We start from the raw sequence: 13,403 nt of genomic DNA, 5'->3' as shown, positions 1-13,403 counted from the left end.
AAGCTGTCCATATAAATTCTGGACAATACGGCATTTTTAAAAAAATTTATGGGGAGTATATGGATTATATATAGTTTATTGTCAGCATATCGATATTACTGATTCTAAGCAAACTACAGCTCTGACTATTTTTCTGACAGCATATAACCGACGCTACGTACCGTTTTAATCAAGGACTCGGCCTCTTTCAATACTTTACGCAAACGCAGTACATGCACATCGACAGTACGCTCTTCAATCACGACATGGTCGCCCCAGACTTTGTCGAGTAATTGGCTACGGGAAAAAACGCGCTCTGGATGCGCCATAAAAAACTTGAGCAGCTTGTATTCCGCATGCCCGATATCGACTTTTTGCTCATCAATTTTGACAGTGCAACTCACTGGATCGAGTATCACCGGGCCCGCAGCTAATGCGCTTTGTGCATGTTCTGGGCTCTTGCGGCGCAACAAGGCTTTGATACGGGCGGTCAGCTCGCGGGGAGAAAACGGTTTCGTGACGTAGTCATCTGCACCATGATCCAGGCCAGCAATTTTGTCTTCTTCCATGCTTTTGGCAGTCAACATGATGACAGGCATCTCATTGAAGTTGCGGTCAGCACGAATTTTAGACAACAGCCGCAAACCGCTCTGGTCAGGCAGCATCCAATCCAACAAAATCAACTGTGGTGTTCTGCGTTGAATAAATTCCCATGCTTCTGCGGTGTTATTCACAGCAAATGTGTTCCAGCCAGCAGCACGGAGTGTAAAAGTAACCAGCTCGACAATTGCTGGTTCGTCTTCCACAATGAGGATTGTTGTCTTATCAGCAGCCATAATTTAGATTAGTTATTTTGCTCTTGTTTGGTCGCTACATAGTCAGAATGGCGGATGTCTTTGCCTTCGATAATATAGATCACGTGCTCAGCGATATTTTTAGAATGATCACCAATACGTTCAATCGCTTTGGCAACCCAGAGGGCGTCAAGCGAAGATGAAATCGTGCTTGGATCTTCCATCATAAAAGTAATCAGATTACGCATGATGGAACGGAAATCATTATCCACAATCGCATCTTGGGCAATCAGGCGCACTGCCTGCTCGCCATCCAGACGGGCAAAGCAATCTAGTGCCTGATGCAACATTTCACCTACGCCACTGGCCAACACACGCACGGTTTCGTAACCACTGAAGATGGCAACGGATTTACGATTGGCCGCAGCATCTCTGGCAATCCGTGCGATCTTGGTCGATTCATCGCCAATCCGTTCCAGATCGGTGATTACTTTGCCAGTCGCCATGACGGTACGCAGATCGTTCGCAGCAGGCTGGCGCTTGACGATGAGGTGGCTGCACATATCATCCAGCAATACCTCAAGGCGATTCACTTCTAGATCAGATTTGATTACCAGTTCTGCCTGATCTGCATTACCAGTGCGGAAGCACGACATCGCATCATGGAAATGGTTTTCAACCAAACCGCCCATCATCAAGACCTTGGAACGTATCGTTTCCAGATCATTGTCGTATTGTTTTGAAGAATGTTCACCTATCACGGTCTACTCCTAAATGTGCAATTTCTTACTTAGTTTTTAACTTAGTTTTTTACTTTATATCTACGCGCGCAGTTAGCCGAAACGACCCGTGATGTAATCCTGTGTTTCTTTTTTGACCGGATTCATAAAGATCTGATCGGTCTCACTAAATTCCACCAGTTCGCCCAAATACATATACGCGGTGTAATCAGAGCAACGCGCTGCTTGCTGCATGTTGTGCGTCACAATCGCGATGGTGTAATCCTGCTTTAACTCATGAATCAATTCTTCAATCTTGACGGTAGAGATCGGGTCCAGCGCCGAGGTTGGTTCGTCCAACAACAAGACTTCTGGCTTCACTGATACGCCGCGCGCGATGCACAAACGTTGTTGCTGACCACCAGATAAACTCAGACCGCTTTTATTCAGTTTGTCTTTAACTTCGGTCCACAATGCTGCTTTTTTCAATGCCCATTCAACCCGTTCATCCATCTCACCTTTGGACAAATTTTCATACAAGCGAACACCGAATGCGATGTTGTCATACACCGACATCGGGAACGGTGTCGGCTTCTGAAACACCATACCAACTTTGGCGCGCAAAAGATTGATGTCTTGATCGGCATCTAAAATATTCTTACCGTTGTACATAATCTTGCCCTCGGCACGCTGGCCTGGATACAGATCATACATACGATTTAAAGTCCGCAATAATGTCGATTTTCCGCAACCAGAAGGACCGATAAATGCAGTCACTTTTTTGTCATGGATATTCAAATTAATATCACGCAAGCTACGTGTCGCACCGTAGAAAAAATTCAATCCAGAAATTTCTATCGACATTTTCATGTCTGCGCTGGCAGTCGCACTCGAAGATGAATTTAAACCAGCATTCATCGATGGATTAATAGCTACGTTGATTCCATTATTCATATTTGTACTCATTGGCGTTGTCATCATGCTGGTTCCAAGAAATTAATTTTGTACTTTTTGATTAAACATCGTGCGAGACAGGATATTCAATCCCAATACGCTAAATGTAATCAGCAAAGCGCCGCCCCATGCAAGGTCACGCCAGTTGTCGTAAGGACTCATAGCGAACTGGTAAATCACTACAGGCAAGTTGGCCATCGGCTTATTCATATTGCCGTTAAAGAATTGGTTATTCAATGCAGTGAATAACAAAGGTGCGGTCTCACCAGAGATACGGGCAACCGCTAACAAAATACCAGTAACGACACCCGCTTTAACAGCGCGCAAACGGATTAGCAAAGCGACTTTCCAGCGCGGTGCGCCGAGTGCAAAAGCAGCTTCGCGCAAACTGGTTGGCACTAATCCGAGCATATTATCTGTGGTACGCACAACCACCGGTATGGCAATCAAGGAGATCGCTAAACTACCGGCCCATCCAGAAAAATGTTTAACATTAAATACATAGATGGCATACACAAACAAACCAATGACTATGGAAGGTGCTGACAACATAATGTCCGTCACAAAGCGTGTGATGCTGCCAAACCAGCTTTTATCACCGTATTCTGCGAGGTAGATACCGGCCAAAATTCCAATCGGCGTACTGATCAGAGTAGCGAAACCGACCATCATAAAACTACCCACAATCGCGTTCATCAAACCGCCGCCATCGCTACCTGGCGCTGGCGTTGTTTCTGTGAACATATCTAAGCTAATCGCTGAGAAACCTTTGATCAGCAAAGTGAACAAAATCCACATCAGGAAAAACACGCCTAATGCCATTGCCAGAGAAGACAAGGTAATACCGATTCTATGCATCAGCAAACGACGTTTGTAGACAGGATTATTTGCTGAAGAATTTAAAGCGTTGCTGGCGAGGGTCATAGGACTGGTTGAATTCGTGCTCATTTTGCACCTTCTTTTCTGGTCAAACCAAGCAACATTAATTTAGCTGCGGCCAAAACAATAAATGTGATGACAAACAAAATCAGGCCAAGCAAGAACAACGATGATGTATGCAACACGGTCTCGGCTTCGGCAAATTCATTCGCTAAGGTAGAGGCAATACTGTTACCCGCAGCGAACAAAGACCAAGATAATTTGTGCGCATTACCGATCACAAAAGTAATCGCCATAGTCTCGCCCAAAGCCCGACCTAAGCCCAGCATCACACCGCCGACTACACCGATTTTTGTATAAGGCAAAACGATTTTTCTAACGACTTCCCATTTAGTACAGCCAAGACCGTAGGCCGACTCTTTTAAGACTGGCGGGACAACTTCAAACACATCACGCATGACAGACGCGATAAAAGGAATAATCATGATCGCTAAGATCACACCGGCAGACAAAATACCGATACCTATCATAGGGCCAGAAAACATCACTCCAATCACAGGCAATTTACCTAGCGTTGCGTGTAACGCTGGTTGTATGTAATCCGAAAACAGCGGTGCGAATACAAACAAACCCCACATACCGTAAATAATACTTGGCACACCGGCCAATAATTCTATTGAAGTACCAAGCGGGCGTTTAAGCCAGGCGGGACAAATCTCAGTTAAAAACAAAGCGATACCAAAACTCACCGGGAAGGCGATCAGCAAGGCGATAATCGAGGTTGCCAGGGTACCGACAATGGCGATCAAACCACCGTATTTATCATTGACCGGGTCCCACTCTATCGTCGTCACGAAGGCAAAACCAAATTCTTGCATCGCTGGCCAAGCGCGAATGATGAGTGAAATAATGATGCCTACAAGCACCACCAAAACAAACAAAGCGAAGCCGAATGTCAGTTTATGAAATAAAAAATCCTGCCACTGCTGACGGCGCATCACCGCTGCCATATTCACCTCAGCATGATTTGCTGGTGCGCTTGGCTGCGTTGTATGTTGCTGCGGATTGCTTGATGTAGATGAGGAGGCTGACATAGCGATCGGAGGTTGTTGTGTCTGCATGGAAGGAGATTTCCATATTGGTTTACTAGCAGCTTAATAAGTGATCGGCATGAACATCGTTGTCTGGTCCGTTAACTTACCAGTTCACTTACGCGTTGACTTACCTGTTCATGACCACTTAAACAAAGGCACTGAAATCAAACAGTGCCTGTAAAACTCTTGATTAACATCGTCGGAACTTCGAAGTTTTACAAGGTAACTTCGTCGCTCCGATGCTGTAGATTCAAACTAAATTAATTACCAGATTGCTTTACCAGAAGCGTCTTTGATTTTAGATTTCCAGCTATCTTCAATTAACTTAACAACTGGTGCTGGCAAAGATACATATTCCAACTCAGTCGCCATCGCGCCACCGTTTTTGAATGCCCAGTCAAAGAATTTCAACACTTCTTTACCCTTGTCAGCTTCTACTTGGGATTTGTACATAATGATGAAAGATGCGCCAGTGATAGGCCATGTAACTTTGCCTGGCTGGTTAGTCAACACCAAATACATACCTGGTGCTTTTGCCCAGTCTGCACCAGCGGCAGCCGCTTTGAAGTTTTCATCATCAGGCTGTGCGAACTGACCATCTGCATTTTTCAACAAGGTATAGGTCATTTTGTTACGTTTTACGTAAGCGTACTCAACATAACCGATGGAATTTTTGATACGTTGTACGTTAGCTGCAACGCCTTCGTTACCTTTACCGCCCAAACCAACTGGCCATTTGACTGCAGTGCTTGCGCCAACGACTGTTTTGAATTCTGCATTGACTTTAGACAGATAGTCAGACCACAAGAATGTTGTACCGGAACCGTCAGAACGGTGTACAACATTGATGTCTTCTGCTGGCAATTTGATACCTGGATTCAATGCAACGATCTCTGGTGCATTCCATTTTGTGATCTTGCCTATGTAGATACCGGCGAGTACGTCACCAGTCATCTTCATCTTACCTGGCTCAACACCATCCAGATTAACGACAGGCACTACACCGCCAATGATCGCCGGGAATTGTGTCAGGCCATCGGCTTCCAGCTCTTCTAACTTCAAAGGCATGTCTGATGCGCCGAAATCGACTGTTTTTGCTTTAATTTGTTTGATACCACCGCCAGAACCGATAGACTGATAGTTCAAGCCATTGCCGGTTGCTTTTTTATAGGCTTCTGCCCATTTAGCGTAGATTGGATAAGGGAAGGTGGCACCAGCGCCAGTCATATCTGCGGCATAGGCGGCAGATAAAGAAACAGTTGCACCGACTGCTGCCAGCGTAACAACTAAAGATTTGACGATACGATTGAGTTGCATATTCACCTCTGAGTTAAATAACATGATGCTATCCATCTAGTACGAAGCGAACTCTACAATCCAATTGTGACAAGATTATGACTTCATTTAATATGATGTAATAATAGATGAAACGATATGAAAATTTGTATTTTTCTGTCATAAACTTGTCATATTGCTTCTTTACAATCTATTCACCTATCTATGACGGTCTCTATGACACGCGAGCAAAATGCAAGATCAAAAATTACCCGACCCATCAGCGGAAAAAGTGGTGACTGTCAGTGAAGAAGACTTGCATGAAACGCCACACGCTGATACAAAAACACCACCGAAACCACCGGCAAAACCAATTGTGACAGGCCACAATACGCAAACTCCCCAGGCACCAACGGAGTTGCCGCGCTCGGCAATCTTCCTTGACCGAGAGATGTCACAGATCGCGTTTAACTGGCGAGTACTGGCGCAGGCGGAAGATAAAACGATCCCTTTGATGGAGAGACTGCGCTACTTATGTATCGTCGGTAGCAACTTGGATGAATTTTTTGAAGTCAGGGTCGCCAGCCTGTTAGCGCAAAATACGATTGATGGCGAGTTGGCACAGCATGCGACTTTTGTTGCGATGATGGAGCGCATTAATACCGAATGCCATCAACTGGCAAAACGCCAATACGAAGTATTAAATCAAGAAATCCTGCCGCAATTGGCACGCAAGCGTATCCATTTATTGCGTCATACCGATAGAAATGAAGCGCAACGCGCCTGGGTGAAAAGCTATTTTGACCGCGAAGTCAAACCGCTGCTCACACCGATCGGCCTTGATCCGGCACATCCATTTCCACAGGTTGTTAATAAAAGTCTTAATTTTATCGTCTCACTGGCAGGCAAAGATGCTTTCGGTCGGGATACTGCGATTGCGATTGTAAAAGCACCACGGGTACTGCCGCGTGTAATTAAATTGCCAGATGAGTTGTCGGACAAAGGCTTATCGTTCTGCCTGTTATCCTCAGTTATTCATGCGCATATTGGCGATTTATTCAATGGTCGTGAGGTATTGGCGTATTCACAATTCCGCGTCACGCGCGATAGCGATTTGTGGGTTGATGAGGAAGAAGTTAAAAATCTGCGCCAGGCTTTACAAGGCGAATTACAAAGTCGTCAGTTTGGTGTTGCAGTTCGCTTAGAAGTTGCAAAAAACTGCCCTAATGATTTAGCCCAGTTTTTACTATCTCAATTTGCATTAGATCAAGATCGCTTATATCCGGTAGATGGTCCGGTGAATATGGTGCGCTTGTCAGAGTTAGTCGATCACGTCAAGCAACCTAGCCTGCGCTTCCCGCCCTTCTCGGCCAAGATTAATTCAAAATATACCCATAACGATATTTTTACTTTACTTGGTAAGCAAGATATTTTGCTGCACCACCCTTTCCAACCGTTTCAGACAGTCATTGATTTCATCCGGTCAGCCTCACTCGACCCAAGTGTCGTCGCAATTAAACAGACAATTTATCGTACCGGCATGAATTCAGATTTGATGGAGTCGCTGATCACTGCGGCACGTCATGGCAAAGAAGTGACTGTCATCGTAGAACTAATGGCGCGCTTTGATGAAGAAGCCAATATCAACTGGGCGGACCGACTGCAAAGAGCTGGTGCGCAAGTTGTGTATGGTGTGGTTGGATTAAAGACGCATGCCAAGCTGGCACTGGTGATACGGCGTGAAGAAGGAGGCGTCTTGCGCCATTATGCGCACATGGGTACAGGTAATTATCATCCGTCAACTACCAAGTTTTACACCGATTTTGGTTTGCTCACTGCACACCCGGAACTGGCGGCTGAGGTGAATGAAGTCTTCATTCATTTAACCGGATTAAATAAACCCAAGAAGCTGGAATACCTTTGGCTAGCGCCATTTGCCCTCCAACCACAAATCATCAAAGCTATCCGTAACGAAGCCAAAATCGCGCGCTCGGGTCGGCCTGGTCGTATCATCGCAAAAATGAATGCCTTGCTGGATGAATCCGTCATCCGCGCTTTGTATGCTGCCTCTGCCGATGGCGTAAAAATTGATCTGATCATTCGCGGTGCCTGCGCCCTGCGACCTGGCGTACCGGGATTATCGGAAAACATCAAGGTGCGCTCTATCATCGGACGTTTTTTGGAACACAGCCGCATTTATTATTTCCGCAATGATCTGGCACATGATGTCCATCTGGCCAGTGCTGATTGGATGAGTCGTAATTTATTCCGCCGGATTGAAGTGGCCTTCCCGATTTTGGATAAATCCCTGAAAAAACGGGTGATCACAGAAGGCCTTGACCCCTATTTAAAAGATAACGTCAATGCCTGGACGCTGGATAGTGAGGGCGAATACCACCGCAAAAAAGCCCGCACAAAACAGGCCGCTATCTGCGCACAACAGAGCCTGATGCAACGCCTAGGCTCTTTGTCTGAAACAGAGGGCGAATAAAATGGACTTGATCTTGTGGCGCCATGCAGAAGCAGAAATAGCAACGCCAGAGATGCCCGACAGCTTTCGTAAGCTCACAGGCAAAGGCATTAAACAAGCTAATAAAATGGCCTATTGGCTAGATAGTAATTTACCTGAGACCTGTCGCATCCTGGTTAGCCCAACGGTAAGAACCAGAGAGACCATGGCAGCACTCGACCGCAAGTTTAAAGTGCTGCATGAGATAGGCCCAGATGCAGATGCAGACGCCTTGCTACAAGCGGCCAACTGGCCGAATAGCCGCGAACCTGTGCTGATCATTGGACACCAGCCAACCCTGGGGCAAGTCGCTGCACGTCTGATCGCACCAATGCAACAAGAGTGCGCAGTGCGCAAAGGTAATGTCTGGTGGATTAGCCAAAAGCAGAGAAACAAAGAGGAAGGCGACGACGATTTGCAAACCTATCTGAAAGCGATTATGTCGCCGGACTTGGTTATAAAATAAAAGTAATAGCAAAAAGGGAGCTTATAAAACAGAGCTTCTAAAACAAGACGTCCAATAAAAGTGCGGCTCCTGGCACGAAATCATGCCAGGAGCCGCACTTTCATTGGACGTTCTAGTTTAATTCCTTCGTACCTCTAATACTCCGCTCACTTCCCGTATCACCATCAAGGCTTTTTGCAGTTGCGCTGTGCCGGTGATTTCTGCAGTAAACGACATCCGCGCCTGCGACTTCGCGCTTTGTGTGTTGACACCGATCACATTGATTTTTTCTCGGGAGAATACTTCTGAGATATCGCGTAACAATCCTTGTCTGTCTTGTGCCAGCACAAAAATATCAACCGGATAAACCGTTTCTTTACCGTGCTCGCCCCAGGTGGTTTGCAATACACGTTCAGGCGCTTTAGTCCGCATTTCCGCAAAATTTTTGCAGTTAAGACGGTGAATAGAAACCCCTTTGCCACGTGTGACGAAACCAATAATGCCATCTGGTGGCGCAGGTTTACAACAGCGTGCTAGCTGCGTCATCAGACCTTCGGTACCGACAACCAGTACGCCGGACTTAGCACCTTGGGTCACGCTGGACGCGCGGCTTTTATTGGTAATATCAATTTCGTCCGGGTCGACGACCTCGACGGTTTCGCGCAAACTATTTTCTATCTGGCGCAGACTGAACTCATCTTTACCGACCGACAAAAATAATTCTTCTACATTGGCAAACCCCAGCTTGCGCGCCAATTCATCCAGATTGACGGCGGTTTTACCTTCGCGCTGCAAGGTTTTTTCAACAAGCGATCGACCATTCGAAAGCGTTTCTTGCTGATCAATCACATTAAACCAAGCGCGAATTTTGCTGCGGGTACGGGTGCTCGCTGAATATTCTATGTTGAGCCAATCGCGCGACGGTCCGGTCTGGGACGAGCCTACTTTGAGCGTAATGATCTCTACCGTCTGACCATTTTTTAGCGGCGTATTTAGTGGCACCATGACGTTATCGACGCGCGCACCACGACAACGATGTCCGACATCGGTATGCAAATGGTAAGCAAAATCGACCGGGGTAGAGCCACTCGGCAATTCAATCACACGCGCTTGCGGCGTCAGGACATAAATACGATCATCCAGCGTCGCTGCTTTGATTTTTTCTACCCATTCACGCTGTAATTCTTCCTGACCAACCACCACATCGGCGACCTCGGATTTCCATGCTAATAGTTGTCTGAGCCAAGCAATTTTTTCATCGTATTCTTGTGCAGAAAAATTGGACCCACCAGATTCTTTATAGCGCCAGTGCGCTGCTACGCCATACTCAGCAAACTGATGCATGGCGCGGGTGCGTATTTGCACTTCCAGCGGACGGCCATCTTCCACCACCACGACGGTATGCAATGATTGATAGCCATTTTGTTTTGGGCGAGAAATATAATCGTCAAACTCATTAGGCAGCGGAGTCCACGCGTTATGGACCAAGCCCAAAACGGTGTAGCAATCTTTAACATCATCAACCACCACACGGAAAGCACGCACGTCGTATAGCTCATCAAAATTGACGTCCTTGCCCTTCATCTTTTTAAAAATACTGTAGATGTGTTTAGGTCGTCCAGAGACCTCTGCTTTGATGTCAGCTGCTTTTAATTCTGCATTCAGACGACTAATCGCAGAGACCACAAAACTCTCGCGCTCCAGCCTTTTTTCTTCCAGCATTTTGGCGATACGTTTGTATTGCGCAGGCTCCATAAAACGGAAGGATAAATCTTCTAACTCCCATTTCAATTGCCAGACACCCAGCCGGTTTGCCAGCGGCGCATACAAATCCATGGTCTCGCTAGCGTATTGCTGTGATACGGCATCGTCACGTTTACAATCAGCGAAATAACGCAAGGTCGTCACGCGCGACGCCAAGCGAACAAGGACTACACGCATATCGGTTGCCATCGCTAGCACCATCTTGCGCAAGGTTTCCATTTGGGTCGCGGTTTTTTCTGCGGAGTCCTTGCCGCGACCAACATCATGTTGGGTCAAGGCCGCCTCGCGCAGGCGCATCAGACGGCGAATACCAGAGACCAGATCGCCAATTTCTTTACCAAACCGAGTTTCAATTTGTGCGGCGGCAGCGGGACTTAGTTCCGGCAATTCAAACAATAAACCAGCAATCCGGGTATCCACATCGGTACGCAACATCACCAATGTAGAAACGACGCCCTGCACAAATTGCAGCGCATTTTGACCTGTGACCACATTACGATTTACGTATAAAGGAGTGACGAATTCAAGTGCTGCCATGACGCGGGCAGATTCGCTCTCCGACAATCCTTCTAACAATTGCGACTGCAATTGAGATTCTGACGGCGCTGCTAATGCTGATGTCGATACCATAATGTCTATTTGTTTTTACTTATTTTTGTGCCGCAGTAACGACTACTTCAATCAACCAATCCGGATTTGCCAACGCGGCTTGTACAGTCGCCCTTGGCGGTGCATTACCCTCAGCAACCCATGCGTCCCATGCCTGATTCATGCCGCTAATTTGAGTAATATCGGATAAAAAAATCTGACACATCAGAATGTGCGATTTGTCGCTTCCGGCCTCCGCTAGCAGGCGGTCAACATGCCCCAATACTTCCGTAGTTTGGCCGATAATATCTTGGCTGGTATCTTCGGGAATCTGACCGGCTAAATAAATCGTTTTATTAAAAATAGCAGTTTCGGACAAGCGTTGCCCGACATGAAAACGTTGTAAGCTCATTGCAATCCTGCTGATTGATCACTCATTATAGAAACCTCTATGACTGTCCGATGAGGCATAGTTTTATGCCAGAAAAAACGCTCTGGCAATCGCGATTTGTTCCGGCTGCACAAATGTAGGAGCATGACCAACGCCCGGGATTTCTACCACGGCGGCACGCGGGCCACGCTGTGTCATTTCTTGTGCGGTCTGCTCGCTGAGCAAATCTGACTCAGAACCTCTGACGACCAAGGTCTGGCACTTTATCGCATCATAGGCCGCCCACAACATGCCCTGCCCTGCCAAAGCGATTTCCGGTGTCGTGGCTTTAATTGGCGCTGCCAAACCCAAATCATAATGACGTATCCATTGACCGTCTTGATTTTGCTTCAAGACATCAGTCGCCAGCTTATGCCATTGCGCATCGCTATGCGGGCCGAAGGAAATGGAAACCTGCTTAATGTAAGCGGCAGCTTCCTCAAAAGTATTGAAACGTACATCCTGGCCTATGTAGTCTCCAATGCGCACCAGTGCCGCGGGATTGAGTACTGGACCAACGTCGTTCAAGATCAGTTTTCTGATAGGACTCTCCGGCATGGCTGCTAAACCCATGCCAATCAATCCCCCCATCGAGGTGCCAAACCAATCTACCGTTTCAACATCCAACCTTGCAACCAGGGTCACCATATCGCTGACATATTGAGGCACTTGATAAAACTGGGGGTTGCGCAACCAATCCGACTGACCCCGCCCGACAACGTCAGGGCAAACGACGCGATAAGTATCCGACATCACTTCCGCCAAGGCATCGAAATCGTCCGCTACCCGGCTGAGGCCATGCACACAAACCAGCACGCGGGGATTGAGAGGATCGCCCCATTGTTTATAGGACATGCGATGTAATCCTGCAGGGGAAACACATTGAACGGATTTGCGTAGTGCAATCATGGGCGAGCCTTATCTGATTGATCGTTGGGATGAAGCAATTTGATATTTTACGATGCTTGAACTGCGGCTACTGTTCGTTTTCGTACTTATTTTAAACAAATGTCTAATATGGCTTAGGACGAAAACGATTACTCGCACTGGCATTACAATTAATTTATATACTGGATATAAGTATATTTAAGTTGTCCATACATTTAATGGTTTACAACCGATATTTTAAAAAAATAGTGGGGAGTATATTCATTAAGCGTAATATGCTGATAAAAAATAGTGCTACGATCAAACCACTTCTGTACGACTAAGCACGTTTGGGCGATGCTGGCGAAATGTCTGGCACCTCCCAAAAAGCGATTTTGCTTTCATTTTGCATGACTAGCAACTACATTGACTTATTGTCATCCATATTCAAAGGAAATGTTATGCGTAGCACCATCCAATTAATCAGTTTATCGCTCTGCGCCTTATCCTTAGTCAGCAATGCGGAAGCCGCCGGAAAATCCAAAGCTGGGCTGTGGGAAGTGACCATACAATCCGACGCGATGAAAAATATGCCGACCATTCCACCAGAACAACTAGAAAAACTGAAACAGATGGGAATCAAAATCCCCAATATGCAAAACGGTGGGATGACGACTCAGATGTGTATCACAAAGGAAATGGCAGACCGCGATCAACCGCCAGTCAACTTCAAAGATCAATCCGGTTGTCAGTCAAAAAATATCCAGAAAAATGGCAATACCTGGTCTATGGATTTGGTCTGTGATAAACCAGAGATGAAAGGTAGCGGCAAAGTTACAGGCACTTATCTTGGCGACGATAGCGTCCAGTCAGTTTTTGATTTTAAGGGAATCGCTAACGATAAACCCATCAATATGCATAGCGAAACCAAGAGCAAATGGTTATCCGCAGACTGCGGCGATATTAAGCCATTAGACCTGCCAAAAAACAAATAACAAATAACAAATAACAAGAGATCTTTGCACGATAAAAAGCCAAGCAGAGTGTTTACCTCAAATGAGACAATAGCAACAGGATAAATTTAAAGAGTGGCAATCATGGCGTGG

Annotated in this window: 12 protein-coding genes; 3 read left to right on the top strand and 9 right to left on the bottom strand. The window is 46.3% G+C overall.

Going from position 1 to position 13,403, the window contains the following annotated elements; all coding sequences use genetic code 11:
- Positions 1 to 125: 125 nt before the first annotated feature.
- The 6 genes from phoB to pstS all read right to left on the bottom strand — a co-directional run bounded on the left by phoB (position 126) and on the right by pstS (position 5,736).
- Positions 126 to 815, bottom strand: a complete 690-nt coding sequence (phoB, locus tag AAKU61_RS09805; protein ID WP_322118148.1) for a phosphate regulon transcriptional regulator PhoB — start codon at positions 813 to 815, stop codon at positions 126 to 128.
- An 8-nt stretch (positions 816 to 823) separates the two neighbouring features.
- A complete protein-coding gene (phoU, locus tag AAKU61_RS09800; RefSeq protein ID WP_322118147.1) occupies positions 824 to 1,534 on the bottom strand; it encodes a phosphate signaling complex protein PhoU in 711 nt (236 codons plus the stop codon).
- A gap of 72 nt (positions 1,535 to 1,606) precedes the next feature.
- Positions 1,607 to 2,362, bottom strand: a complete 756-nt coding sequence (pstB, locus tag AAKU61_RS09795; protein WP_416200146.1) for a phosphate ABC transporter ATP-binding protein PstB — start codon at positions 2,360 to 2,362, stop codon at positions 1,607 to 1,609.
- Between the two features lie 126 nt (positions 2,363 to 2,488).
- Positions 2,489 to 3,394 carry a phosphate ABC transporter permease PstA gene (pstA, locus tag AAKU61_RS09790; RefSeq protein WP_503012598.1) on the bottom strand — a complete coding sequence of 302 codons (906 nt, stop codon included), beginning with the start codon at positions 3,392 to 3,394 and terminating at the stop codon, positions 2,489 to 2,491.
- A complete protein-coding gene (gene pstC / locus AAKU61_RS09785) occupies positions 3,391 to 4,419 on the bottom strand; it encodes a phosphate ABC transporter permease subunit PstC (RefSeq protein WP_503012599.1) in 1,029 nt (342 codons plus the stop codon). Before pstC ends, pstA begins: the two co-directional genes overlap by 4 nt.
- A gap of 264 nt (positions 4,420 to 4,683) precedes the next feature.
- Positions 4,684 to 5,736 (bottom strand): phosphate ABC transporter substrate-binding protein PstS, encoded by a 1,053-nt coding sequence (gene pstS / locus AAKU61_RS09780; RefSeq protein WP_354331865.1) that lies wholly within the window; start codon positions 5,734 to 5,736, stop codon positions 4,684 to 4,686.
- Between the two features lie 211 nt (positions 5,737 to 5,947).
- Here pstS and ppk1 point away from each other — a divergent pair, with 211 nt between their 5' ends.
- Together ppk1 and AAKU61_RS09770 are read left to right on the top strand one after the other, a co-directional pair.
- Entirely contained in the window at positions 5,948 to 8,185 is a 2,238-nt protein-coding gene (ppk1, locus tag AAKU61_RS09775; protein WP_354331749.1) for a polyphosphate kinase 1, read from the top strand.
- A gap of 1 nt (position 8,186) precedes the next feature.
- Complete coding sequence (locus AAKU61_RS09770; RefSeq protein ID WP_322118145.1) at positions 8,187 to 8,669, top strand: SixA phosphatase family protein; 483 nt, start codon at positions 8,187 to 8,189, stop codon at positions 8,667 to 8,669.
- 117 nt (positions 8,670 to 8,786) lie between these two features.
- Here the strand turns inward: AAKU61_RS09770 and AAKU61_RS09765 are convergent, their stop codons facing one another.
- The 3 genes from AAKU61_RS09765 to AAKU61_RS09755 form a co-directional block, all read right to left on the bottom strand.
- Positions 8,787 to 11,042: a RelA/SpoT family protein gene (locus AAKU61_RS09765; RefSeq protein WP_354331747.1), complete on the bottom strand. Its 2,256-nt coding sequence runs from the start codon at positions 11,040 to 11,042 to the stop codon at positions 8,787 to 8,789.
- A gap of 19 nt (positions 11,043 to 11,061) precedes the next feature.
- A complete protein-coding gene (locus AAKU61_RS09760; protein WP_354331745.1) occupies positions 11,062 to 11,412 on the bottom strand; it encodes a RidA family protein in 351 nt (116 codons plus the stop codon).
- A 63-nt stretch (positions 11,413 to 11,475) separates the two neighbouring features.
- Positions 11,476 to 12,285: an alpha/beta fold hydrolase gene (locus tag AAKU61_RS09755; protein ID WP_354331743.1), complete on the bottom strand. Its 810-nt coding sequence runs from the start codon at positions 12,283 to 12,285 to the stop codon at positions 11,476 to 11,478.
- Between the two features lie 473 nt (positions 12,286 to 12,758).
- Between AAKU61_RS09755 and AAKU61_RS09750 the strand changes: the two genes are divergently transcribed.
- Positions 12,759 to 13,292, top strand: coding sequence for a DUF3617 domain-containing protein (locus AAKU61_RS09750; RefSeq protein WP_354331741.1), 534 nt, complete (start codon positions 12,759 to 12,761; stop codon positions 13,290 to 13,292).
- The last annotated feature ends 111 nt before the right edge of the window (positions 13,293 to 13,403 follow it).

The sequence above is a fragment of the Undibacterium sp. GrIS 1.2 genome (assembly GCF_040544435.1).
Taxonomy (GTDB): domain Bacteria; phylum Pseudomonadota; class Gammaproteobacteria; order Burkholderiales; family Burkholderiaceae_D; genus Undibacterium.
Note: the sequence above shows the minus strand (reverse complement) of the source record. Positions and strands in the feature narration are given on the sequence as shown.

Coding starts and splice junctions, on each gene's coding strand:
- phoB (WP_322118148.1), bottom strand. CDS start 815: ATGGCTGCTGATAAGACAACAATCCTCATTGTGGAAGACGAACCAGCA.
- pstB (WP_416200146.1), bottom strand. CDS start 2,362: ATGAAAATGTCGATAGAAATTTCTGGATTGAATTTTTTCTACGGTGCG.
- pstA (WP_503012598.1), bottom strand. CDS start 3,394: ATGAGCACGAATTCAACCAGTCCTATGACCCTCGCCAGCAACGCTTTA.
- pstC (WP_503012599.1), bottom strand. CDS start 4,419: ATGTCAGCCTCCTCATCTACATCAAGCAATCCGCAGCAACATACAACG.
- pstS (WP_354331865.1), bottom strand. CDS start 5,736: ATGCAACTCAATCGTATCGTCAAATCTTTAGTTGTTACGCTGGCAGCA.
- ppk1 (WP_354331749.1), top strand. CDS start 5,948: ATGCAAGATCAAAAATTACCCGACCCATCAGCGGAAAAAGTGGTGACT.
- AAKU61_RS09770 (WP_322118145.1), top strand. CDS start 8,187: ATGGACTTGATCTTGTGGCGCCATGCAGAAGCAGAAATAGCAACGCCA.
- AAKU61_RS09765 (WP_354331747.1), bottom strand. CDS start 11,042: ATGGTATCGACATCAGCATTAGCAGCGCCGTCAGAATCTCAATTGCAG.
- AAKU61_RS09760 (WP_354331745.1), bottom strand. CDS start 11,412: ATGAGCTTACAACGTTTTCATGTCGGGCAACGCTTGTCCGAAACTGCT.
- AAKU61_RS09755 (WP_354331743.1), bottom strand. CDS start 12,285: ATGTCCTATAAACAATGGGGCGATCCTCTCAATCCCCGCGTGCTGGTT.
- AAKU61_RS09750 (WP_354331741.1), top strand. CDS start 12,759: ATGCGTAGCACCATCCAATTAATCAGTTTATCGCTCTGCGCCTTATCC.